Origin of the sequence: Azospirillum sp. TSO5 (assembly GCF_003116065.1) — a bacterium.
GTDB lineage: Bacteria > Pseudomonadota > Alphaproteobacteria > Azospirillales > Azospirillaceae > Azospirillum.
In genome coordinates this window covers 130,593-151,651 of record NZ_LGQY01000018.1, presented here as the reverse complement: position 1 = coordinate 151,651, position 21,059 = coordinate 130,593, and the positions used below count along the sequence as shown (strand labels likewise).

Sequence of the window (21,059 nt, the reverse complement as noted above, 5' to 3'; positions counted from 1 at the left end):
GCCCCCGCCCCCGCCGCCACCCCCACCCCGGCGCCGGCCGCGACGGCGGGCAAGGACACCATCGTGGTGAACGCGTCGGGCACTGCGGCGGGCGGCGTCAACGCCCACTTCAAGGTGCTGGTCGACGGCAAGCAGATCGGCGAGGCCACCGCCGGCACCACCGCCAAGAATTTCACCTTCACTACCGATGCCGCCGACCATGTCGCGCACAAGGTGCAGGTCCAGTACGACAACGATGCCATGATCAACGGCCAGGACCGCAGCCTGACCGTCAACAGCATCTCCATCAACGGCCACAGCTACGCCTCCACCAGCAGCGCCGTCACCTATGACAAGGGCGCGCTCGACGGCAAGGACGTGATCGCCGGCCAGAAGGGGATGTGGTGGAACGGCACGCTGGTGGTGAACGCCCCGGCCTCCGACTTCCCGGCCGGCAGCACGACCACCCCCACCACCCCGACGCCGACCACGCCGACGCCCACCACCCCGACACCCACCACGCCGGCCCCCACCGGCCCGGCCTTCTATGTCGCCACCAACGGCAAGGACAGCTGGTCGGGCAAGCTGGCCGCTCCCAACGCCGCCGGCACCGACGGCCCCTTCGCCAGCCTCGCCAAGGCGCAAGCGGCGATGCGCGCCGATCCGAACATCGACACCACCTATATCCGCGGCGGCGACTACCATCAGAACGGGGTGTGGCTGAACAGCCAGGATTCCGGCGTCACCTTCGCCGGCTACGGCAATGAGAAGGCGGTGATCCACGGCAGTTCGACCGCCTCCGTGTCCTTCGGCCTCGGCGGCGCCAAGAACGTGACCATCGAGGGCCTGAGCTTCGCCGACGGCGTCACCACCGGCCATTACGTCTTCGCCGACAACGCCTCCGGCCTGACCTTCGCCAACAATGTGGTGAAGGGCGGCGGCTACGGCATCACCGTGCAGAACAGCGCCAACAGCAAGGTCACCGGCAACCAGTTCGACAACACCGGCGCCGAGTCGATCTTCGTCAAGGCCGGTTCCAACTTCACGCAGGTGTCGGACAACCTGATCCGGCACCCGAACGCCGCCGACCGCGGCGACGCCGGCATCTGGATCAACGGCAGCTCCGACGTCAAGGTCACCCACAACCAGATCGAAAACTCGCCGGAGAAGGCCATCGCCGTCGGCTCGGTCCAGACCGACGGCAGCGACGCTGCCTATCGCGTGACCATCTCCTACAACAAGGTGATCGACGCCAACCTGGAATCGAACGACGGCGGCGGCATCTACCTGATCAACCGCCAGCAGGATCTGGCCAATCACACCGTCGTCAACAACGACGTGTCCGGCACCACCGCGACCAACCCGACCGGGCAGGTGGCGAGCTGGGGCATCTATCTGGACGACTGGACCAGCGGCACCACGGTGAAGGGCAACGTCGTCCACGACAACATCGGCGGCGTCTTCCTGCATGGCGGCTGGAACAACACGGTCACGGAGAACGTGATCGCCGGCAACAGCGGCGCCCAGATCGGCCTGCAGCAGCCGGTCGCCTGGAGCGGCTGGAAGGGCCACGCGATGACCGGCAACGACATTTCCGGCAACGTCATCGACGTGCGCGAGGGCACCGCCGTCCACATCTACGGCCCGGCCAATGTCGGCAACCTCCACGACAACTTCTACAGCAGCCTGAACACCGCCGAGAAGGAGTTCGACGCCTGGCCGCAGGTGATGTCGAGCGGTGCCTGGGGCACTCTGGCGAACTGGCAGGCCGCCGGGTACGACAAGGGCTCGGTGACGCTGAACCCGGGTTTCGTCAATCCGGGTGCGGACGACTTCAGCCTGTCGTCGACCTCCCCGGTCTACGCCCATGGCTTCGACCACATCGCCTACAATGACATCGGCCTGCTGCACGCCTGATTCTGCTCCTTCGTCGGGCGCATATCCCCTCTCCCCCCGCTCACGCGCAAACTTCGTTTGCGCTGACGCGACCGGCGGACCATAGGTCCGCCGAAAGCGGGGAGAGGGTTAGGGTGAGGGGGTCGCGCGGCGAGGATTTTCAAGAACCGCGCGGTCCCCATTCTCAATAAAATCCACATTGTGCATCCCCCTCACCCCGACCCTCTCCCCGGGGGGGAGAGGGGGATCAGCCACCCCAGCCGCCGGTCCTAGTACCGGCGGCCGGGGAAGGCCCGGCTGGAACCTTGGGGTGAACAGGGCGTTATGGCTTTCGAAAAGTCGCCCGATCCGACACCGGGCGTATCTTGAAGTGAAGACCGGCCACCCCAACCTGTCAGTCGTCATGCCGACCCCGCCTTCGAAAAGGAAGGTGGGCGTCATCCCGAGAAAAACATCGGATGACCCGCCCGCGAAGCAGCTTCTGACGCACAGTCTGAGGCAACTTGCGCAGGGGCGGCATGCCGCAGGTCTGCCCGGCATTCGGCCGGCGGCCAGCCAATATAAGAGGAAACCATGGATCGCCAGGAATTCTGGATGAAGGACCCGGAGCTGAAGGCCGCCTACGAGGCTCTCGGCCCCAACTTCCGCCGCGAGGTGGAGCAGGCGCAGGCGCGCCGCGGCCAGCGCACCCTGCAAGGCGCCGCCATCGCCTCGCGCGGCCGTTCTTCCCGTCCCCACCAGCCCCATTCGGTCAGCACCGCCCGCCGCTGACGCCATATTTTCGTGCACGAACGGCCTCTTCGGGCCAGATCTGCGCGAGCGTGGCTGGACCTGCGGAAAAAAACGGACCTAAACTCGGCCCCCGCCGTTTCATCCGTCCTTTTCCCCCGCTTCCGGCCCCAGCCAATGCCATCTGCCAATCGCCCGCACCACCCGCTGCCCAACCGGCTGCGCCGGCCCCACCATGTCTGGATGTCCCCCAGAAATTGGCGGCGGCGCCTGCTGTTCTGGTCCGGTGCCGGTGCGGTCGGGCTGGTCGCCGTCCTGTTCGCCGTCGCCGCGGATTACGCCCAGCAGCTGTTCCGGCTGGCCGTCGGGGCAGTTCCCTGGCTGCCCTTCCTGCTGACTCCGCTGGGGCTGGCCTTTTCCGCCTGGGTCGCCCTTCGCGTGGTGCCGGGATCGCAGGGCAGCGGCATTCCCCAGGCCATCGCCGCGCGCCATGTCCAGGATCCGGCGGCCAAGCGCCGGCTGCTGTCGCCGCGCATCGCCGTCGGCAAAATCCTGCTGACCCTGGTCGGGCTGGCCTGCGGCGCCTCCATCGGGCGCGAGGGACCGACGGTGCAGGTCGGCGCCTCGATCATGCTGATGGCCGGTTCCATCGCCGGGCTGGGGCGGGAGCCGGGTCTGATCCTGGCCGGTGGAGCGGCCGGTGTCGCCGCGGCCTTCAACACGCCGCTGGCCGGCATCGTCTTCGCCATCGAGGAGATGGCCCGCAGTTTCGAAAGGCGGACCAGCAGCCTCGTGCTGATCGCGGTGGTGGCGGCGGGTCTGGTCGCCGTCGGCCTGCTCGGCAACTACGCCTATTTCGGCCACACCGCCGCCTCGGCCAGTTGGCACGACTGGGAAGCGGTTCTGGCGACCGGCGTCGTCGGCGGTCTGGCCGGCGGCGGATTCAGCTCGCTGCTGCTGTTTCTGACGCGCTGGATCCGCTGCGGCCTGGGCGGACGGCTGGCCCGCCACCCGCTGCTCATCGCGTTGGGCTGCGGCCTTGCCCTGGCGGCGATCGGCGCCGCCACCGGCGGCCTGACCTTCGGCACCGGCTATGAGCAGGCGCGTGCCGTGCTGGACGGGGTGGAGACGCTGCCCTGGTACTATGCCCCGGCAAAGCTGCTGGCGACCGTGCTGTCCGGCATCTGCGGCATTCCCGGCGGCATCTTCTCCCCCTCGCTGTCGGTCGGGGCCGGCATCGGCTCGATCATCGGCGGGCTGCTGCCGGACAGCTCGCTGGGCGCCATTGTCCTGCTGTCGATGGTGTCCTATTTCGCCGGCGTGGTGCAGGCCCCCCTGACCGCCGTCGTCATCGTGACGGAAATGAGCGCCTCGCCCGAGATGCTGCTGCCGCTGATGCTGAGCGCCGCGCTCGCCACCACCCTGTCGCGGCTGGTCTGCCCGCACTCGGTCTATCACGCCATGGCCGACGCCTTCCTGGCGGTGCTGAAGACGGACGCGGCCGGCAAGCCGGCCCCGTCCAAAGCGGCGGCGATCCCCACTCCCTGAGCAGACCTCAGTAGGCGCCCCTCAATAGGCGCTCGCCCGATCCAGCCGCCCGATGTCGTCGGCGTCCAGCCGCAGATTGGCGGCGGCGATCAGGTCGCCCATCTGCTCCGGCTTCGACGCGCTGGCAATCGGCGCCGTCAGGCCGGGCCGGGCGATCAGCCAGGCGAGCGCCACCTGTGACGGCGTCGCCCCATGCCGCCCGGCGACCTCGTCCAGCGCCGCCAGGATGGCCCGGCCGCGCTCGTTCAGATACTTCGACACCACCCCGCCGCCGCGCGCGCTCTTGCCGGCATCCTCGGCCGAACGGTACTTGCCGGTCAGGAAGCCGGCGGCCAGCGAATAGTAGGTGATGACGCCCAGCCCATTCTCCCGGCAAATCCCCTCCAGCTCCGCCTCGTAGCCCTCGCGGCTGTAGAGGTTGTATTCCGGCTGCAGGGTCTCGTAGCGGGGCAGGCCGGTGCGGGCGCTGACCTCCAGCGCCTCGCGCAGGCGCGGCGCCGTCAGGTTGGAGGCGCCGATGGCCCGGACCTTGCCCTGGTCGATCAGCTCCTTGTAGGCGCCCAGCGTGTCCTCGAACGGGGTGTCGGGATCGTCCCAATGCGACTGGTAGAGGTCGATGCGGTCGGTCTGGAGCCGGCGCAGCGAATCCTCGACCGCCGTCCGGATCCAGGCCGGCGACAGGCCCTTCTTGCCCGGCCCCATCTCCGACCCGACCTTGGTCGCCAGGACGATGCGGTCGCGGTTGCCCCGGCTCTTCATCCATTTGCCGATGATGGTCTCGGACTCGCCGCCTTTGTTGCCGGGCGCCCAGGCCGAATAGACGTCGGCGGTGTCGACGAAGTTGAAGCCGGCATCGACGAAGGCGTCGAGCAGCCGGAAGGAGGTCGCCTCGTCGGCGGTCCAGCCGAACACGTTGCCGCCGAAGCAGAGCGGGGACACCGTCAGGCCACTGCGGCCCAGAGGACGTTGATTGGGCGGACGTTGATTGGGCGGGCGTTGATCCATTGCACCGTCTCCTTTGAAGCTCAAGTCAGGCGGCGTGCCGCCCACGGAATTCGGTCAGGTAGAACAGCAGGCCGACAGCCGGAAAGGCGAAGCCGATCCAGGTCACCGGCGCCCAGCCGCCGACGGCGAAGGCATAGCCGGCCAGCGCCGATCCCGCCGCCCCGCCCAGGAAGAAGATCGCCATATAGATGGCGTTCATCCGGCTGCGAGTCTCCGCCCCCATCGAATAGATGGCGCGCTGCCCCAGCACCATGTTCATCTGCACCCCCATGTCGAGCAGAAGCCCGGCCAGCACCAGCAGCGCAATCGACCCTTCGCCGGCCCGCGCCACGAAGAAGGACAAGGCCGCCATCGCCAGCGCGAAGCCGGTGGCCGGCCGGGTCCAGCCGCGGTCGGCGATCCGCCCGGCGATCGGCGCCACCAGCGCGCCCGCCGCTCCCGACAGGGCGAACAGCGCGATCCCCCGCTGGCTGAGATGGAAGGGCGCCCCCATCAGCAGCAGCGGGACGGAGGTCCAGTAAAGGCTGAAGGACGCGAACATCATCGTCTGGTACACGGTCCGCCGCTGCAGCACCGGCGTCCGCACCAGAAGCCGCCCCAGCGAGCCGAGCAGCGCGCCATAGCTGGACTGCCCCCTCGGCCGCCGCTGCGGCAGCACCCGCCACAGCAGCACGGCGAAGGCGACCATCACCACCGCCGACAGGCCGAACACCGCCCGCCAGCCCAGGCTGTCGGCGATCAGGCTCGACACCGGGCGGGCCAGCAGGATGCCCAGCAGCAGCCCGCTCATCACATTGCCCACCACCTGCCCGCGCGAGGCCTCCGGCGCCATGTGGGCGGCCAGCGGCACCAGCATCTGCACGGCGACGGAGGTGACCCCGATCAGGAAGGCCGCCATCAGAAACAGCGACGCGGTCGGGGCGACCGTTGCCACCAGCAGCGCCACCACCGTGCTGCACAGGGTGACCACCACCAGCCGCCGGTTCTCCAGCAGATCGCCCAGCGGCACCAGCAGCACCAGCCCGGCGCCATAGCCGACCTGGGTCAGGGTGACGACCAAGCTGGCGGTCTCCGGCGACAGCCCGACCGCCGGCCCGATCAGCCCGACCAGCGGCTGGGCATAATAGATGTTGGCGACCACCACGCCGCAGGCCAGCGCCATCAGCAGCACCAGCGAGCGGGACAGGGCAGGGTGGGCGGCGTCTTCGTGGGCATCCGTGGTGTGCGGAACAGCGGTGGGCGGCATCGCGCGGTCCTGTAGGGTCGTGACTGCTTGGAACGGGCACAAAACAGCGCGCAGCCTAAGTCGGCACCTGCGGCCCGCGCATCGGTCAATTGCGCCGCCCGGCCATGCATCTTTTCAGAGCTTGTGAGTTTTTATCGGCTTTTCTCGGCCGTCATCCCCGCGAAGGCGGGGATCCAGGCTGCCCCGCTTCTTGAGCCTTTGGAACGTCTGGATTCCCGCCTTCGCGGGAATGACGGTCGAAGGAAGCTCGTGATGAGATCCGATACGAACCACGAACTCTCACCCCACCTCCGCGCACACCGCATAGAGCCAGTCGCGGAACGGTTCGAAGCCGGCATCCTCGCGGCGGGAGGCGCGATAGACCAGATACCAGGACAGGACCATCGGCACCGCCAGCCCGAACGGCGTGGCGAGCCGCCCGGCGGCGATGTCGTCCAGGATGTAGAGCCGCGGCGCCAGCGCCACCCCGACGCCGTCGATGGCCGCCTGCAAGGTCATGGCATAGCTGCCGAAGGACAGCCCCCTTATTCCCGAAGGCGCCGACGGCTCCGCCACCCCGGCGGCGGCCAGCCAGCGCGGCCAGTCCTCCCCCCAATGCGACACATGCAGCAGGGTGGCGCCGGCCAGATCCGCCGGCCCGCGCAACTCCGCCGCCAGCCGCGGCGCGCAGACCGGTTGCAGGCTGGAGGAGAACAGCCGCTCCGCCTCATAGCCCGGCCACTGGCCGTCGCCCAGCAACACGGCGCAGGTCCAGTCGTCGTTCATCGGCGCCCCCGCCCCACCGGTGGCGATCCGCACCTCGATCTCCGGATGGGCGAGATGAAAGCTCGAAAGGCGCGGAATCAGCCAGCGCACCGCCACCGTCGCCCCCATCCCTACCGTCAGCACCGGCCCGGCCCGCATCGCCGACACCTGCTCCACCCGCCGGGCGATGCCGTCGAAGGCCTCGGTCAAGGTCGGCTGCAGCGCCCGGCCGCGTTCGGTCAGCACCAGCGCGTTGGCCCGCCGGTCGAACAGGGCGAAGCCCAGCCGTTCCTCCAACAGCTTCACCATCCGGCTGATCGCGGCCTGCGAGACATGCAGCTCCGCCGCCGCCGCGGTGAAGCTGCCATGGCGAGCCGCCACCTCGAACGCGCGCAGGCCGTTCAGCGAGGGCAGTCGGCGCATGCGTCCATCCTTACTTCACCCCAACTTTTACCCCAACCTTTCCTGATCCTCAGCATCGAACAATGCCGTTTGCGGCGCAACCGCGCGCGTGCGAGTTTTTCAGCCTGATCTCCGACATTTGGACTGATTCATGCTGACGCTTCCGCTGATGGTGGGGCTTGGCCTCACCGTTCTCGTGACCTCGTTTCTGTCGGGCCTGTTCGGCATGGCCGGCGGCATGGTGCTGATGGGCCTGCTGCTGATCCTGCTGCCGGTGCCCTCGGCGATGCTGCTGCATGGCGTGACCCAGTTCGCCTCCAACGGCTGGCGGGCTTGGCTGTGGCGGCGCCATGTGGTCTGGCCGATCATCCTGCGATTCGCGTTGGGCGGATCGGTGGCCGGCCTGCTGTTCGCCCTGGTCGGCGCCGTGCCGGACCGTGCGGTGTCGCTGCTGATTCTGGGACTGACCCCCTTCCTGGCACTCGCCATCCCCGCTCGCTGGGCGCTGAACGCGCAGAAGCCGCTGCATGGCGTGCTCGGCGGCTTCCTCTGCATGGGCATTCAGCTGCTTGCCGGAATCTCCGGCCCCTTGCTCGACGCCTTCTTCATCCGCAGCGCCATGACCCGCCAGAGCGTGGTCGCCACCAAGGCCGCCATCCAGTCGGTCGGCCATCTGGTGAAGATCGCTTACTTCGCCCCGCTGGTGGCCGGCCATGCCGGCGAGACGGTGGAAGCGACGGTGATCCTGATGTCGATCGCCATGGCCCTGCTCGGCACGAATCTCTCCCGCCGCGTTCTGGACCGCATGAGCGACGCCCAATTCCGCCTGTGGAGCCGCTATCTGGTGATGGGAACCGCCGGCGTCTATCTCGGCCAGGGCCTGTTCCTGCTGGCAGCCCATTGAAAAACACATTTTAAATCAATCTATTACCCTATTCCTCCTTTTCCATCCTTACTCCCTGGGGGCCAGATCCCGCCCCATTGCCGCCGATGAGCCCGCCCTTCCATCCTTACGGCTTGGGGGCGGGCTTCCTTACATCCTGGGGGCGGGTAAGCCCTTGAGACTCCTGACACGCCCCAGAATCTGACTGGCAGCTCCGCAGAATCCCGTCATCCTTACCTCTCGGGGGCCTGGATCCGGCATCAGGTGCCCCCAAGCCGTAAGGATCGCGTTTGTCCACCGACCCCCGAACAGCAAAAATGCCTGAACGCCCCCAGGCAGTAAGGATAGAGCAGGCCCGATAACACCGCTCCGCAGACTCGAGTCGGTCCGATTCGCAGCATGCAGGCCTCCCGACCGGCCTGTCCGGCTGAGATTCGCAGATGGGAAGCCTTGGCAGATCCAGCACTTAGCGGGCACTAGCCTCTCCCTTTCCCTTTTAAGAGGATTCGTCGGCGCGAATCCCTAGGGGAGTCCGCGAGTCGCATCGAATCTTCCTTACAGGGTGGGGGAAACAGCCTTACCGGGTGGGGGCGAGTCGCACACCCCCCGGGGCGTAAGGGTTCCGCCCCCAGGATGTAAGGATGATCGGGATTCTGCGGCGCGACCCTTTCCTTACTTGTTTTTGGGGTAAGGATTGATTTAGCCTCGCTCGATTTCGCGGGAGGACGGCGATGGCGGGTACGGGGCGCAGGAAGGCGCGCGGTGCGGTGGCGGAGGAGTCCGCCCCGTCGGACGCGGCTGCGCCCATGAAGGCGAACATGGCCAATATGGCGAAGACCGCCGCCCCGAATCTCGTCGTGCTGGGTCCGGAGGATCTGGCCGGCGGTGCAGTGATCGACGGCGATGGCGCCGCCACCACCCTGCCGGCGGTCGGCACCGAATCCACGGCTCCGGTTGCCGGCCTGACCGCCCGCGTCGCCAGCGCCACCTTCGAGCGCGACGGCTACAAGCATCTGATCAAGGCGGCGGAGGCGGTCTACAGCTATCCCGCCAACGGCACGCGCCTGTCGTTGCCGGCGCAGAAGATGCTGAACTTCATGATCCATCTGGCCGGCAGCCAGAATTTCGCCAACAAGCTCTACCGCCTGCCCAAGCGCGTGGTGCGCGGCAACCACAAGGGCAACGAGCGCATCTTCGACGCCCTGAAGGAGATTTTCGACTCCAGCCTCGTGGTCATCGGCCCCTTCCGTGGCCGCCGGTCGCGCGCCGAACTGCGCATCCTCTCCAGCTATGTCCGGCCGGAGGAGGAGGAGGACAGCGACGCCGCCGACATCCATTTCCAGTTCACCGACGCCTTCCTGGAAATCCAGCGCTCGTCGCAGCTTTGGGCCAAGCTGTCCGGGCCGGCGATGGTCAAGGTCACCAGCACCTACGCGCTGAAGCTCTACGAGATCGGCATGCAGCGCTACCAGATGGACTATCCGTCGCTGGAACTGGACATCGACACGCTGCGCAAGCTGATGAACGTGCCGGAGGGCGCCTACAAGGATTTCGGCATCCTGCGCACCCGCACCATCGACCGCGCCATCTCCGAGGTGAACCAGCTCGCCCCCTTCCGCGTCAGCATGCCGGAAGACAAGATGAAGCGGAAAGGTCGCAAGATCGAGGCGGTGACCCTTGATTTCGACGCCAAGGACGAGGAGGAGGCGGCCGAGACCTATCTGGAGCGCGAACGCCACAGCGCCGGCCGCCGTGCCCGCCGAATCGGCAAGGTCGACACCGTCACCCCCGCCGACCCGGTGGAATCCGGCCTCGCCGATCTCGGCCCGCTGCCCGACGCCGACGACGTGACGGCGCTGTGGGCCGCCGTCCTGCACGCCCTGAAGGGCAAGGTCCCCGCCCCGCTGCTGGCCGAACTGGAGCCGGAACGGGTGGAGGAAGCCCCCCAGGGCGGCCGTCGCCTCGTCCTGAAGGCCAAGAACGCCGCCGTCGCCGACACCGCCCGCATGAACCACTGGCCGAGCCTGAAATCGGCCCTGTCCTCGCTCACCGCCGGCATGATTGAGGACGTCGCCTTTGAGGTCGCGGCCCGCAAGCCGAAGGCGGCGAAGGCGGCCTCCCCCGAGACGTAAGGATTGGGGGAGCCTTTGGTCCGCTTCCCATCGGATCGCATCACGCACTTCTCTCAGCCGTCATTCCCGCGCAGGCGGGAATCCAGACTTCGCAAACCTTTGCACTGGAAACTCTGGATCACAGCTTCCGCGGGGATGACCGCCGAGGGACGCCCATTTCGAGGGCCAACGCTGATGCAGCTCAGACCATTCAGCTCTGCCGCCGGTTCGCCAGCACCCTGCCAAGGATGATCGCCCCAACCCCTATCGGCGACGGTGGCCCTTGGGGGCAGGGGGATTGACCACGCGACGCGTTATCTGTATATACATTTGCATTGCGCAAACGCACGCCGACACTGTAGCGCAATAGCGGCGCGGGAGGGCGAGCCCCGCTGCTCAATCAAACTGAAGGGATGAGTGAAATGGGGAATTCACGCAAGTCAGGATGGCTGTGCGCCGTCCCAGGGGAGAGTGCGGAAAATGGATTTCGAGTGGGACGAGCGTAAGCGCGACGCGAACATTATTAAGCACGGCATCGATTTTGAGGATGCCATCTACATCTTTGAAGGCGTTGTGCGGGAGAAGAATGACCCGCGCGATCACAACGGAGAGACACGCATCATCGCCTACGGCGAAGTGGATGGCCGGCTGCTGGTGGTCGTTTACACTTGGCGCGATGGCGCCCGCCGCATCATCTCAGCAAGGAAAGCAAATGGACGCGAACAACGAGCGTATCACGCGACGCTCTCTGGCGTCGCCCCGCAACCGGACGGCTGACTGGTCGCAGGCTGACTGTCAGACCGATGCAGACATCGAAGCCGCCGTGCGCAGCGATCCCGATGCGGCACCGCTGGCCGACGAAGCATGGTTCGAGACGGCCCGCATTGTCGAGCCTCCGGCCAAGCAGGCCATCAGCATCCGCCTGGATTCGGATGTGCTGGAGTGGTTCCGTATGAACAGCGACCGCTACCAGAGCAAAATCAACGCCGTGCTCCGGGCTTACATGGAGCACGAGCGCGCCAAGAAGCGGGCCTGAAGCACCCACCAATCCGGCAGCGGCGCCCTGGGCAGCCAGCGGCGCCGCTTTGTCATCTTGTATGTTATTTAAGGATTTTTATGAGATTTCAATAATTCCATCACCTGTGTGTCAAGTCTGATCGTATCCAACATCCATGCCACCCCTTCTCGAAGAATTTTATCAATCTCCTTGCCCTCGCGTTTGTTCATCGCATTACAGAGGATGTGCAACAATGAGTTCCGAGCGGGACCAATGATTGTGGACATGGACGGCGGTAGTGGTCGATCAAGGTTAGACGACGTGGATGCTATTTGAAAATTCCACATGGTCAAAGAGTCTGCAATGTTCTCTCCGGACAAGATCGCGGGAGACGAAACAATTTTAAAACCCTCTCGAACCTGATATGTGGGCTTCGCACACAGCACTTCTGCAAAAGATTTCCCGGTGAATTCGAGGATCTCTGGGTTGACGCTGAAGTCCGTACCGACAACCCAGTCAATGCCGATTGCGCAGCGCCGAAGACTAAAGACAAGGCAATCAAGATTCACAAGATCGCTTGGGCGGTTAAACCACGATGTCATCCCATATCGGCTGTTTGGATTTCCTTGCTGATAGAGAAATCGGAGAAACCGCCCCGGATCTTCATCGTTCCAGAGTTCTTGCGGAAACTCCGCCGGGCGCTCAAAGCGCTGCACTACCAGTTCGCCAAGCCGCGCGCAGCATCGATTGAAAAGTTTCTCAATCTTGTGGCTATCCTTTATGACACTCTCCCCATTAAGGACGAGAACTGCCTTGCAGTATTTCTCAACTGCTTGAACTGCCTGCCAGTAAAATTCCCGGTGAAATCCATGGATTTTCGCCTACCGAGCCAACTGATAGTTTTGGTCTGCCGGTTCAACGAAGAACTCATTTGCAAACACAGACTTGAAGTGATTCAGGGTATAAAACATCTATGAACTCCATTGATAATTAATGAAATTTCGGTAATTGAAAGATATTCACAGATGATAGAAAAATCTCCTGCTGACAAGCTCGGTTTGGCGACATTGTTTTTTTGACGGTCTGTCGGATGGCGGGCGGGAGCAGTTTGCCGCCTTGCTGCGCCGCCTGAAAGGAACACTCACCACCGGCGCGCAATGACGGGTTCCAGGGCAATGGCATCAAGCTATTGATCGCAACGGATTTTGCATAAAGCTCCCCGCTTTCGGATAAAATTCCTATATCCTCTCCGCAAACAGCCCCACCCCTTTGCGGAGCGACGCCATGGCCCTCGACAGCCGTACCCTGACCGACGACCATTTCCCCCTCTGGGCCGAGGAACCGCCGGTGCCCACCGAAGGCTCGCTGGTCCCCGGATCGCAGTTCCATGAGGAGCAATGGATCATGGCCGCCGGCATGCTGGCGCGCGGCAGCAGTTTCCTCTATGTCTCCCGCTCCATGGGCTGCAGCCGCACCACGCTGTGGCGGGCCTATTACGGCTCCAAGGATTTCCGTCATAGGGTGTGGTGGGAACGGCAGGCGCTGAACCGCGAGGCCGACCTGCGCCTGTCCTCGCTGCGCAGTCTGGTTGTCGAGCAGATCGAACGGCTGGTCTCTTCCGGCGATCCGTCCACTGTCCGCTGGCTGGCCGACCGGCTCGGCATCCTCGACGGGCTCGGGGCCCAACCGGCTCAACGACTGGCGCAACAGTCGCAAACCCGGCAGCCGGTCGACCCCGCCACCCCGCAGCCGTCGGAACACCCTCCCGCCGAGATCGTCCCCGAACTGGACGATGACGACGACATTCCCGGCGCGATCCGTGAGCGCACCCCGCCCGATCCGCGCGCCGTCGCCGCCATCCTGGCCCGCCCGGAATCGACCGGGCCGAAGGGCGTCTATCCCTGGACCCTCAACCCCGACGATCCCTATCCCAACCTCGGTTCGGTGCAGGAGCGTCGGGGCGGAAAAGCCGCCTTCCGCCGCCTGTAGGACTGGCGGCCCCGCAGTCGGGATGAAACAGCCGCCGAAAACTGTTCCACGCTGTTCCATCCCCCAAGCGGTAAGGATCGGCGGAGAGCCCCCGCCGATCCCATCACTCTCAGCCCTGCTTGGCCTTCAGCGCCGCCAGACGATCGGACAGGCTGGTTGGCGCGGTCTTGCCCGACGCGGCGGCCAGGGCGGCGGCGATGTTGGGGTCTTCCTTCTCCGGGGCCGACGGGCGCAGCAGCTTGGCCTTGGCGTTGGCGGCCTCGGCAGCAGCCAGATCCTTGGCTGCCGTGTCCTGCATCGCCTTCAGCGCGACGGTCAGGCCGCTGGTCGCACCGGCGAGGCCGGCGGCCTGACGGGCTGCTTCGGCCTGACGCTCGGCCATGGCGCGCTGCTGGTCGGCGCGGCCCATGTCGCGCTGGGCGCGGGTCAGCTCGGCGCGGGCGGCCTTCAGCTTGGCGCCGGCCTCGGCGTAGTTCTTCTCCAGCATCTCCAGGAACTCGCGCGCCTCGACCGCGTCGCGGACTTCGCGGTCGATGTCGGGGGCCATTTCCTCCAGCATGGCGACGATGGTCTCCAGGCTCTTTTCCAGGCCGGCCTTGCGCGACGGGTCGGTCTCGGCGTCGATCTGGCGCTGCAGATGCTCGGCGGCGGCCATGCGCTGGGCCGACAAGGCCTTGATCTCGTCGGCCTCGCGCTGCTCGCGGTCGTGGATGGCGCGGGCTTCCGCCACCTGCCGGCCCAGCCCGTCGAGATGCTGCTCCATGGTCCGCAGCTCCGCCTCGGTCGCGGACTTCGGATCCCAGCGCACCAGCGCCTCCATGGCGCCCTGGACGGCCTGGTCGGTCTTGACACCCATAAGGTTGCGGATGAAGGCAAGCATGGCTGATTCCTGTCGAAGGAGGGTTGTTGGAGGCGCCCGCAAGAAAGCGCGGACGCTTCGCCTGCACAGATGGGGAGGGGACGATCCCGGAACCAGACCCCCATCCTTACCTCTCGGGGGCAGTTTTTATCCCGCCCCCTATTACCCGGCCATGGCGGCGGCGTTGATCAACGCCACCCCCAACTGGACGCCGACCAGCGCCGCGGCCGATGCGACGTTGCCCGATTCGATCTGGCCGCGCAGGTCGCGGATCAGCAGGGTCGCCACGGCGAAGGCGACCAGCTGGAGGATCAGCGCCACCACACCCCACAACAGGATGTCCAGCACGAAGGTGCTGGTCGCCAGCGTCGCCGCCAGCGGAATGGCGAGCGCCACGATGGATCCCGCCAGCGTCAGGCCGCCGGCGGCATTGCCTTCCGCCACCAGCCGGCGCTCGTCGAAGGGGGTGATGCGAGTGTAGACGGCGACGCCCGCCACCAGCAGCGCCAGCGTGACGGCGAGCTGGACCAGCAGCACCGGAAGGCCGGTGCCGAGCGCGGTCAGGATGGAACCGAAGGTGCTTTCCATGGGGCCGGCACTCTTGTCGTGTGGGTTAGGACAGGGAGAGGGAGGCGGGATTCACGTCGATGCCGGCGGAGATCTCGACCGAGGCGCGGCCGGACCGCTCGACCGCCTCCACCAGGATATATTCGGTGGCGGGCGCCGGATCGCCGGCATTGGTCGGCGCGCCGTACAGCATCGACTGGCTGACCACCGTCTCGGTCCCGCGCAAGGTCTGGCGCGCCTCGCTGAGCGTGAAGGGCTGGATGCGGCTGGTGCCCGGCTGCCAGACGCGGGGATAGAGCTTGCCGTCCTTGGTCTGGAACTCCGGCCAGCCGATCATCCCCTCCGCATCGTCCAGCCAGAATCCCCACTCGCCCTCGTCGGACGGGGTGACGCTGTCGATGGGGGTGAAATAGCGGCACTCGTCCGGCTGCCCGTCGGGGCCGAGGTGAATCTGGAAGAAGCCGCCGCCCGGCAGATGCAGGCGATAAACGGTCGCCGGGCCGGAGGTGACGGTGCCGACCGCCTCGATCGACACCAGCCGGTCGGTGCCGGTGTCCGGCGCCTTGACCTTGGTGGCGCTCTCCGCCAGCAGGAAGGGGGTGGGGTCGATGGTGACGGTCATGCCCAGCCGGAACAGCGACGGGCTGTAGGCCTTGCCGCTGAGCTTCTGGTTCACATAGTTGCCGAGCGTTCCGAACAGGGGCACGTCCGATCCTCCCTTGGAAACGGGACCGTTGGAAACTGGACCCGATTTTGGTGGCGACTCCATCCGGCGCCGCGCCCGCCACAGCAGGAACAGCACCGCGACGCCGAGCAGCAGCAGGCCCCACCACCAGAAGCCGTGCCCACCGGATCCGCCACCGACGCCGCCTGGGGCCTGCGCCGCGCTGGCGCTGTCCACCGAACTGGCGGAGTCGGCGCGGGCCAGATCCGCCGGCACGTCGGGCGGCAGCTGTCCCGCCTCACGCGGGGTTCCGGCCTGGGCGGCCATCGACTGGTCGAGCTGGTCCAGCTTGCCGCGCAGCTCCGCATTGTCGCGGGCCAGCCGGTCGGCCTCCTGCCGCCACTCGCGATAGCCGGGGTCGTCGGCATTGTTGTGGAAGAAGGCGGAATGGCCCGGCCGGGTCAGCGTGTCGAGCATAAACCACAGGAACAGCCCGTCCCAGATGCCGAAACGGCGCGGCGCGCTGTAGGCATAGGGCGGCGGGCTCCAGCCGTAACCGCCATAGGGGTTGGCCGGCGCCGGCCGGGTGGACGGGGTGCGGTAGGAGGAACCGCCCGATCCCCACCCCCAGCCCCAGCCCGATCCGCTCGAGCCGTTGCTGCGGCCCTGGGTGGAGGAGGCGGGCGGCGGAGCGCTTGGCTGAGCCGGCGGCGTGCGGTCGGCGTCCTGCTTGGTCCGGTAGCGGTTCAGCGCGTCGGCCGAGCCCTGCTGGCTGAAGGCCTTGTCACCTGCCGACGTCGGCGGGGCGGCGACCGACGGGGCGCTGTTGCCCGGCCGGGCATAGCCGCCGCTGGAACTGGAGGAACCGCCGGAAAACCAGCCGCCGCCGCTACCGGTGGAGGGCGTACGCGGGGCGGAGGGGCGGGTGTAGCCGCCGCTGCCACCGCCGATGGACGGGGTGCGCGACGGCCGCGAATAGCCGCCCGACGACCGGCTGCTGGAGCCGGCACGGGCTTCGGCGTCCGCCGGCGCCAGGGTGATGGCCGCAGCGGTGGCGGCTATGGCGAGCGGAGCGGGGGCCGCGGGAGCAGTGAGGATTGCGCCGACGGGGACCGACAGCGGCTGCACCGTCATCAGAAGGGCGACGGCGGCGGCGCGCCACCGCTCCGTCCAGCGGTCCTGACGCCGGGTGGGCCTTTGGGGCTTCTCGGTTTGCGTCATCTTCCTCTCGCGCGTCATCCGGAGCCGGTTCAACCGGCCCTTCCGGCGATTCGTTGCGCGAGCGTAGGCAGATACGCCGCCGCGCTCAAGGATAACCGTCGCGGCCGGCTCTTATGTCGCCTGTCAGGAGACGGCGGTCACCGTCCGCTTGCCCCGTTCCGGTTCCGGCTGCGACGGGCGCAGGGTCGGCGGGCCGCCGGCAGCGGTGACGAGACGGTCGCTCGCGGCCTCCAGCCGCTCTTCCAGGTCGCGCATCGCCTCGGCGCGCGGGCGTCCAGGCATGATCGGCGGCAGGAATTCCACCACCACCGTGCCGGGATACTTCAGGAAGCTGTGGCGCGGCCAATAGAGCCCGGCGTTCAGCGCCATCGGCACGATGGGAATACCCAGGCTATCGTAAAGCACGCCGACGCCGATGCGGTAGGGCCGGTAGGTGCCGGGGGCGACGCGGGTGCCCTGCGGGAAGATCACGATCGGGCGACCCTCGTCCCGCACCGGGCGGGAGTTGCGGATCAGCGACTTGATCGCCGCCCCGCCGGCGCCACGGTCGACCGGGATCATCTTCGCCTTGGCGGCGTACCAGCCCCAGATCGGGATCCACATCAGCTCGCGCTTCAGGATGATCGCCGGGTCCTTCACCAGAAGGTGGAGCTTCATCGTCTCCCACGCCGACTGGTGCTTGGCCGCCAGCAGGAAGGGGCCGTCGGGCAGGTTCTCGCGCCCGCGCACCTCATAGCGGATACCGACGAGCGTACGCTCGAGCCAGCCCACCGTGCGCAGATACCACACCACGACCGCTACCATCTGCGGACGCGGCAACAGCAGCATCCACAGCAGGGCGAAGCACATCAGCGCGGTCCACAGATGGAACGCGATGTTGAAGGCGAGGGACCGGATCCAGATCATGGCCGGCAACTTGTCAGGTCTTCGCCGACTTCTCAAGTATTCCGCGTGGCCAGAGAGGGGACAGGGGGCATCGCGGCAGGTTGCGGGGCGGGGTGGACTCCGCCCCCGGCCGGGTGCATTGTCCCCGGCGTGGAGGGGTTGACGAGCTGTGGTGGGACCGTGATTCGTTTCGAGAATGTCGGCTTGCGGTACGGCACCGAGGCGGAGGTGCTGCGCGACATCAGCTTTACCCTTCAGCCTGGATCCTTCCATTTCCTGACCGGCGCCAGCGGGGCGGGCAAATCGTCGCTGCTGAAGCTGATGTATCTCGCTCACCGGCCGTCACGCGGGCTGGTCACCCTGTTCGGCCGCGACATGGCGATGGTGACCCGCCGCGACCTGCCGGAACTGCGTCGCCAGATCGGCGTGGTGTTCCAGGATTTCGCGCTGCTCGACCATCTGTCGGCACTGGACAATGTGGCGCTGCCCTTGCGCATGGCCGGTACGCCGGAGGCCGACGTGGTCGCCCATTGCAGCGAGATCCTGCGCTGGGTCGGGCTGGGCAACCACCTGCACGCCAAGCCGTCGATCCTGTCGGGCGGGCAGAAGCAGCGGGTCGCCATCGCCCGGTCGGTCATCAACCGGCCGCGGCTGCTGCTGGCCGACGAACCCACGGGCAACGTCGACGACGGCATCGGCATGCGGCTGCTCTATCTGTTCGAGGAACTGTACAAGCTGGGGACCACCGTGGTGATCGCCACCCACAACGAGGCGCTGATCCGCCGTTTCGACCATCCGCGCCTGCATCTCGACAGCGGCCGGCTGATGGTCGTGCCCTCGCGTGGCAGTCGGGTCCAAGAGGGCCGGGCGCATGAGGGCCGGGCGCAGGATGCGCGCGCCAATGACGTGCGGCCCAATGATGCGCGGTGGGAGTAGGGGAATGGCGCTTCGTCCTGTGCGACCCCGGTCCGATCTGCCGCTGGCGGTCGATCCCTCCTCGCGCTTTCTCGGCTGGATCACCGCGCTGATGGCGTTCCTGGCGGCTTTGGCGCTGGCCGGCGCCATGCTGGTTTCGGACATGGCGCAACGCTGGGACAGCGGGCTGGCCGGTGGGCTGACCGTGCAGGTGGCGCCGATGCCGGGCGCTCCCGTGGCGCCACTGGACGAGCGGGCGGAGGCGGCACTGACCGTGCTGCGCTCCACCCCCGGGATCGGGTCGGCGACCCTGCTGAGCGGGGGCGAGATCGCCCGGCTGCTGGAGCCCTGGCTGGGGTCGGGGGCTTCGGACCCGCTGCTGCCGATGCCGCGGATGATCGACGTCGTCGCCGACGGGCCGGTCGACATCGCGGGCCTGCGCCTGCGCCTGACCTCTGCCGCGCCGGGGGCGACGCTGGACGACCATGCGGTATGGCTGGCCGACCTGCGCTCCTTCGCCGGGGCGATCCGGCTGGCGGCGCTCGGCGTGGTGCTGCTGATCGGCGCGGCGGCGGTGATGACCGTGGTCTTCGCTGTGCGCACCGGCCTCGCCATCCATCGGCCGGTGGTGGAACTGCTGCACCTGATGGGCGCCACAGACCGCTATGTCTCCCGCCAGTTCGAGCGTCACGTGGTATCCCTGAGCCTGCGCGGCGGCGGGATCGGTCTGCTGCTGGCCGGCGGTACCATGTATGGGCTGCACCGCGCCTCTCAAGGATTGCGGGCCAGCCTGCTGCCGGATTTGGCGCTGGAGCCCTGGCAATGGGTGGTTCTGCTGCTGGTCCCGGCGGCGCTGGCCCTGCTGGCGCTGGCGACCGCGCGCTGGACCGTGCTGCGCACGCTGGAGTCGATGCCGTGATGGGGTCGCGATGAGCCTCACCCACCGGCAGCGCGGCAGCGGAGTGATGGCGCGGGCGGTCGGTCATCTGTTGACCGGCGCGCTGGTGCTGGCGGTCGCCTGGCTGGCCGGGCTGTTCTGGTATGCCGCCGACGTGCCGCGCTCGCCCCCCGCCGGCGCCGATGCCCAACGGCGGACCGACGCCATCGTCGTGTTGACCGGCGGCAGCAACCGGCTGGTCACCGGGCTGGAACTGCTGGCTGCCGGGCGGGCGAAGAAGCTGTTCGTGTCCGGCGTCTATGATGGGGTGGAGGTGCAGGAGTTGCTGAAGCTCTCCCGTCATTCCCCGACCGAGATGGAATGCTGCATCACATTGGGCTATTCCGCCGACAGCACTATCGGCAACGCCTATGAGACGGCGGACTGGATGCGCGACCAGGGATTCCGGTCGCTACGGCTGGTGACGGCCAACTATCACATGCGCCGCAGCATGCTGGAACTGGCGATGGCGATGCCCGACGTGGAACTGGTCCCCCATCCCGTCGTCGCTCCCACCGTCCATCTGGACGATTGGTGGATGTGGCCCGGCACCGCGAACCTGCTGGTCAACGAATACAACAAGCTGCTGGTGGTGGGCCTGCGCTGGATGGTCCGCAGTGTGGTCCGGGTTTGACCAAGGAATTCGGAGCGACGCGCTGCGAAAGCGAATGAGAATGACTTGCAATTGATGGCGAGCGAGGGTAGGGTCCGGTTCAGGGTTCACGCCCGGACATCGCCGACCGCAACGTCCGTCCAGCAAGAAAGACACGCCATGCACGACAGCGCCGTCTCCGCTCCGGCTTCCTTCATCGCCGCGTCCCTGCCGGTGGTCGAATCCGCCCGCCTGATGTCGGGCAGCCGCGAGATCGTGATCCAGCACGCCGGGCAGAGCTACCGCCTGCGCGTGACCCGCGCCAACAAGCTGATTCTGACCAAATAAAAGACCTTCAACGAACCTTCCGGGAAGACGTCACCGAGAATGGGCGCCGGCCAAATGGTCCGGCGCCCATTTTCTTTTTTCTGATGACGTCTCACGCCCGGCCCTGTACCTCATAGCCGGCATCCTCGATGGCTTGCCGGATGGCTGTTTCTTCGGCGTTGCCTTCGACGGCGACTTGGCCGGCCTTCAGATCGACCAGCGCACGGTCCACGGCGGGAACGGCTTCCACGGCCTTGGTCACGGTCTGGGCGCAGTGGCCGCAGGTCATTCCGGAAACCTTCAATGTCAGCATGGGTCTTCTCCCTCACAGTGTGACGATGCTCGATGGGAACAGGCTGCGCCTTCCAGCGATTGGAAGGTCAAGCGGCATTCCATTGGCCCGCTCAACCGCTGCCCATTGGGATCGTCTCGTGTCGCCACTCCTGTCTATAAACAGAGACTGTATCTCGAAAATGAGACTTCTTTGCTGCGTGCAGTCTCTGGTCTGAGACATTAAGCTCGGCCGGCGGTTTTGTGTGCAGTGCAAAAAGTCAGCGGTGTCA

Annotated in this window: 21 protein-coding genes; 12 read left to right on the top strand and 9 right to left on the bottom strand. The window is 66.8% G+C overall.

Annotated features, from left to right (window positions below):
• Nucleotides 1-63: 63 nt before the first annotated feature.
• From TSO5_RS05095 to TSO5_RS05080, 3 genes are all read left to right on the top strand, one after another.
• Nucleotides 64-1,896: a right-handed parallel beta-helix repeat-containing protein gene (locus TSO5_RS05095; protein ID WP_282183488.1), complete on the top strand. Its 1,833-nt coding sequence runs from the start codon at nucleotides 64-66 to the stop codon at nucleotides 1,894-1,896.
• A 552-nt stretch (nucleotides 1,897-2,448) separates the two neighbouring features.
• Nucleotides 2,449-2,646 carry a hypothetical protein gene (locus tag TSO5_RS05085; RefSeq protein ID WP_109150551.1) on the top strand — a complete coding sequence of 66 codons (198 nt, stop codon included), beginning with the start codon at nucleotides 2,449-2,451 and terminating at the stop codon, nucleotides 2,644-2,646.
• 135 nt (nucleotides 2,647-2,781) lie between these two features.
• Nucleotides 2,782-4,152 (top strand): chloride channel protein, encoded by a 1,371-nt coding sequence (locus TSO5_RS05080; RefSeq protein WP_109150550.1) that lies wholly within the window; start codon nucleotides 2,782-2,784, stop codon nucleotides 4,150-4,152.
• Between the two features lie 21 nt (nucleotides 4,153-4,173).
• On the opposite strand, the gene TSO5_RS05075 is transcribed toward TSO5_RS05080, so the two are convergent.
• The 3 genes from TSO5_RS05075 to TSO5_RS05065 all read right to left on the bottom strand — a co-directional run bounded on the left by TSO5_RS05075 (nucleotide 4,174) and on the right by TSO5_RS05065 (nucleotide 7,570).
• Entirely contained in the window at nucleotides 4,174-5,157 is a 984-nt protein-coding gene (locus tag TSO5_RS05075) for an aldo/keto reductase (RefSeq protein ID WP_109150549.1), read from the bottom strand.
• 25 nt (nucleotides 5,158-5,182) lie between these two features.
• Nucleotides 5,183-6,403, bottom strand: coding sequence for an MFS transporter (locus TSO5_RS05070; protein ID WP_109150548.1), 1,221 nt, complete (start codon nucleotides 6,401-6,403; stop codon nucleotides 5,183-5,185).
• A 279-nt stretch (nucleotides 6,404-6,682) separates the two neighbouring features.
• On the bottom strand, nucleotides 6,683-7,570 hold the full coding sequence (locus tag TSO5_RS05065; protein WP_109150547.1) for a LysR substrate-binding domain-containing protein: 888 nt from the start codon (nucleotides 7,568-7,570) through the stop codon (nucleotides 6,683-6,685).
• 130 nt (nucleotides 7,571-7,700) lie between these two features.
• Between TSO5_RS05065 and TSO5_RS05060 the strand changes: the two genes are divergently transcribed.
• From TSO5_RS05060 to TSO5_RS05045, 4 genes are all read left to right on the top strand, one after another.
• A complete protein-coding gene (locus TSO5_RS05060; RefSeq protein WP_109150546.1) occupies nucleotides 7,701-8,453 on the top strand; it encodes a sulfite exporter TauE/SafE family protein in 753 nt (250 codons plus the stop codon).
• 710 nt (nucleotides 8,454-9,163) lie between these two features.
• Nucleotides 9,164-10,564, top strand: coding sequence for a replication initiation protein (locus TSO5_RS05055; RefSeq protein WP_109150545.1), 1,401 nt, complete (start codon nucleotides 9,164-9,166; stop codon nucleotides 10,562-10,564).
• 459 nt (nucleotides 10,565-11,023) lie between these two features.
• Entirely contained in the window at nucleotides 11,024-11,320 is a 297-nt protein-coding gene (locus TSO5_RS05050; RefSeq protein WP_109150544.1) for a BrnT family toxin, read from the top strand.
• A complete protein-coding gene (locus tag TSO5_RS05045; RefSeq protein WP_247870596.1) occupies nucleotides 11,256-11,579 on the top strand; it encodes a BrnA antitoxin family protein in 324 nt (107 codons plus the stop codon). Before TSO5_RS05050 ends, TSO5_RS05045 begins: the two co-directional genes overlap by 65 nt.
• Nucleotides 11,580-11,647: 68 nt before the next feature.
• Here the strand turns inward: TSO5_RS05045 and TSO5_RS05040 are convergent, their stop codons facing one another.
• The gene (locus TSO5_RS05040; protein WP_158282357.1) at nucleotides 11,648-12,256 is read right to left on the bottom strand and encodes a hypothetical protein; all 609 of its coding nucleotides are present in this window, start codon (nucleotides 12,254-12,256) and stop codon (nucleotides 11,648-11,650) included.
• Between the two features lie 568 nt (nucleotides 12,257-12,824).
• Here TSO5_RS05040 and TSO5_RS05035 point away from each other — a divergent pair.
• Nucleotides 12,825-13,529, top strand: a complete 705-nt coding sequence (locus TSO5_RS05035) for a hypothetical protein (RefSeq protein WP_109150542.1) — start codon at nucleotides 12,825-12,827, stop codon at nucleotides 13,527-13,529.
• Nucleotides 13,530-13,638: 109 nt separating this feature from the next.
• Here TSO5_RS05035 and TSO5_RS05030 read toward each other — a convergent pair whose 3' ends face one another.
• The 4 genes from TSO5_RS05030 to TSO5_RS05015 all read right to left on the bottom strand — a co-directional run bounded on the left by TSO5_RS05030 (nucleotide 13,639) and on the right by TSO5_RS05015 (nucleotide 17,746).
• Entirely contained in the window at nucleotides 13,639-14,409 is a 771-nt protein-coding gene (locus tag TSO5_RS05030; RefSeq protein ID WP_109150541.1) for a hypothetical protein, read from the bottom strand.
• Between the two features lie 141 nt (nucleotides 14,410-14,550).
• Complete coding sequence (locus TSO5_RS05025) at nucleotides 14,551-14,976, bottom strand: DUF350 domain-containing protein (protein WP_109150540.1); 426 nt, start codon at nucleotides 14,974-14,976, stop codon at nucleotides 14,551-14,553.
• Nucleotides 14,977-15,001: 25 nt separating this feature from the next.
• A complete protein-coding gene (locus tag TSO5_RS05020; RefSeq protein WP_247870595.1) occupies nucleotides 15,002-16,840 on the bottom strand; it encodes a DUF2491 family protein in 1,839 nt (612 codons plus the stop codon).
• Nucleotides 16,841-16,963: 123 nt separating this feature from the next.
• Nucleotides 16,964-17,746, bottom strand: a complete 783-nt coding sequence (locus tag TSO5_RS05015) for a lysophospholipid acyltransferase family protein (protein WP_109150538.1) — start codon at nucleotides 17,744-17,746, stop codon at nucleotides 16,964-16,966.
• A gap of 159 nt (nucleotides 17,747-17,905) precedes the next feature.
• Between TSO5_RS05015 and ftsE the strand changes: the two genes are divergently transcribed.
• The 4 genes from ftsE to TSO5_RS04995 all read left to right on the top strand — a co-directional run bounded on the left by ftsE (nucleotide 17,906) and on the right by TSO5_RS04995 (nucleotide 20,517).
• Nucleotides 17,906-18,661: a cell division ATP-binding protein FtsE gene (gene ftsE, locus TSO5_RS05010; RefSeq protein WP_109150537.1), complete on the top strand. Its 756-nt coding sequence runs from the start codon at nucleotides 17,906-17,908 to the stop codon at nucleotides 18,659-18,661.
• A 4-nt stretch (nucleotides 18,662-18,665) separates the two neighbouring features.
• Nucleotides 18,666-19,559 carry a hypothetical protein gene (locus tag TSO5_RS05005; protein ID WP_109150536.1) on the top strand — a complete coding sequence of 298 codons (894 nt, stop codon included), beginning with the start codon at nucleotides 18,666-18,668 and terminating at the stop codon, nucleotides 19,557-19,559.
• A 10-nt stretch (nucleotides 19,560-19,569) separates the two neighbouring features.
• The gene (locus TSO5_RS05000) at nucleotides 19,570-20,211 is read left to right on the top strand and encodes a YdcF family protein (RefSeq protein ID WP_109150535.1); all 642 of its coding nucleotides are present in this window, start codon (nucleotides 19,570-19,572) and stop codon (nucleotides 20,209-20,211) included.
• A gap of 138 nt (nucleotides 20,212-20,349) precedes the next feature.
• Nucleotides 20,350-20,517, top strand: a complete 168-nt coding sequence (locus tag TSO5_RS04995; RefSeq protein ID WP_085091948.1) for a hemin uptake protein HemP — start codon at nucleotides 20,350-20,352, stop codon at nucleotides 20,515-20,517.
• A 91-nt stretch (nucleotides 20,518-20,608) separates the two neighbouring features.
• Here the strand turns inward: TSO5_RS04995 and TSO5_RS04990 are convergent, their stop codons facing one another.
• The gene (locus tag TSO5_RS04990; protein ID WP_109150534.1) at nucleotides 20,609-20,809 is read right to left on the bottom strand and encodes a cation transporter; all 201 of its coding nucleotides are present in this window, start codon (nucleotides 20,807-20,809) and stop codon (nucleotides 20,609-20,611) included.
• Nucleotides 20,810-21,059: the final 250 nt, after the last annotated feature.

What these genes read in the sequence shown, in the direction of transcription:
- TSO5_RS05045 (WP_247870596.1), top strand. Translation starts at nt 11,256, where the DNA reads ATGGACGCGAACAACGAGCGTATCACGCGACGCTCTCTGGCGTCGCCC.
- TSO5_RS05065 (WP_109150547.1), bottom strand. Translation starts at nt 7,570, where the DNA reads ATGCGCCGACTGCCCTCGCTGAACGGCCTGCGCGCGTTCGAGGTGGCG.
- TSO5_RS04995 (WP_085091948.1), top strand. Translation starts at nt 20,350, where the DNA reads ATGCACGACAGCGCCGTCTCCGCTCCGGCTTCCTTCATCGCCGCGTCC.
- TSO5_RS05080 (WP_109150550.1), top strand. Translation starts at nt 2,782, where the DNA reads ATGCCATCTGCCAATCGCCCGCACCACCCGCTGCCCAACCGGCTGCGC.
- TSO5_RS05050 (WP_109150544.1), top strand. Translation starts at nt 11,024, where the DNA reads ATGGATTTCGAGTGGGACGAGCGTAAGCGCGACGCGAACATTATTAAG.
- TSO5_RS05030 (WP_109150541.1), bottom strand. Translation starts at nt 14,409, where the DNA reads ATGCTTGCCTTCATCCGCAACCTTATGGGTGTCAAGACCGACCAGGCC.
- TSO5_RS05070 (WP_109150548.1), bottom strand. Translation starts at nt 6,403, where the DNA reads ATGCCGCCCACCGCTGTTCCGCACACCACGGATGCCCACGAAGACGCC.
- TSO5_RS05020 (WP_247870595.1), bottom strand. Translation starts at nt 16,840, where the DNA reads ATGACGCAAACCGAGAAGCCCCAAAGGCCCACCCGGCGTCAGGACCGC.
- TSO5_RS05075 (WP_109150549.1), bottom strand. Translation starts at nt 5,157, where the DNA reads ATGGATCAACGCCCGCCCAATCAACGTCCGCCCAATCAACGTCCTCTG.
- TSO5_RS05005 (WP_109150536.1), top strand. Translation starts at nt 18,666, where the DNA reads ATGGCGCTTCGTCCTGTGCGACCCCGGTCCGATCTGCCGCTGGCGGTC.
- TSO5_RS05055 (WP_109150545.1), top strand. Translation starts at nt 9,164, where the DNA reads ATGGCGGGTACGGGGCGCAGGAAGGCGCGCGGTGCGGTGGCGGAGGAG.
- TSO5_RS04990 (WP_109150534.1), bottom strand. Translation starts at nt 20,809, where the DNA reads ATGCTGACATTGAAGGTTTCCGGAATGACCTGCGGCCACTGCGCCCAG.
- TSO5_RS05035 (WP_109150542.1), top strand. Translation starts at nt 12,825, where the DNA reads ATGGCCCTCGACAGCCGTACCCTGACCGACGACCATTTCCCCCTCTGG.
- TSO5_RS05015 (WP_109150538.1), bottom strand. Translation starts at nt 17,746, where the DNA reads ATGATCTGGATCCGGTCCCTCGCCTTCAACATCGCGTTCCATCTGTGG.
- TSO5_RS05060 (WP_109150546.1), top strand. Translation starts at nt 7,701, where the DNA reads ATGCTGACGCTTCCGCTGATGGTGGGGCTTGGCCTCACCGTTCTCGTG.
- TSO5_RS05000 (WP_109150535.1), top strand. Translation starts at nt 19,570, where the DNA reads ATGAGCCTCACCCACCGGCAGCGCGGCAGCGGAGTGATGGCGCGGGCG.
- TSO5_RS05025 (WP_109150540.1), bottom strand. Translation starts at nt 14,976, where the DNA reads ATGGAAAGCACCTTCGGTTCCATCCTGACCGCGCTCGGCACCGGCCTT.
- TSO5_RS05085 (WP_109150551.1), top strand. Translation starts at nt 2,449, where the DNA reads ATGGATCGCCAGGAATTCTGGATGAAGGACCCGGAGCTGAAGGCCGCC.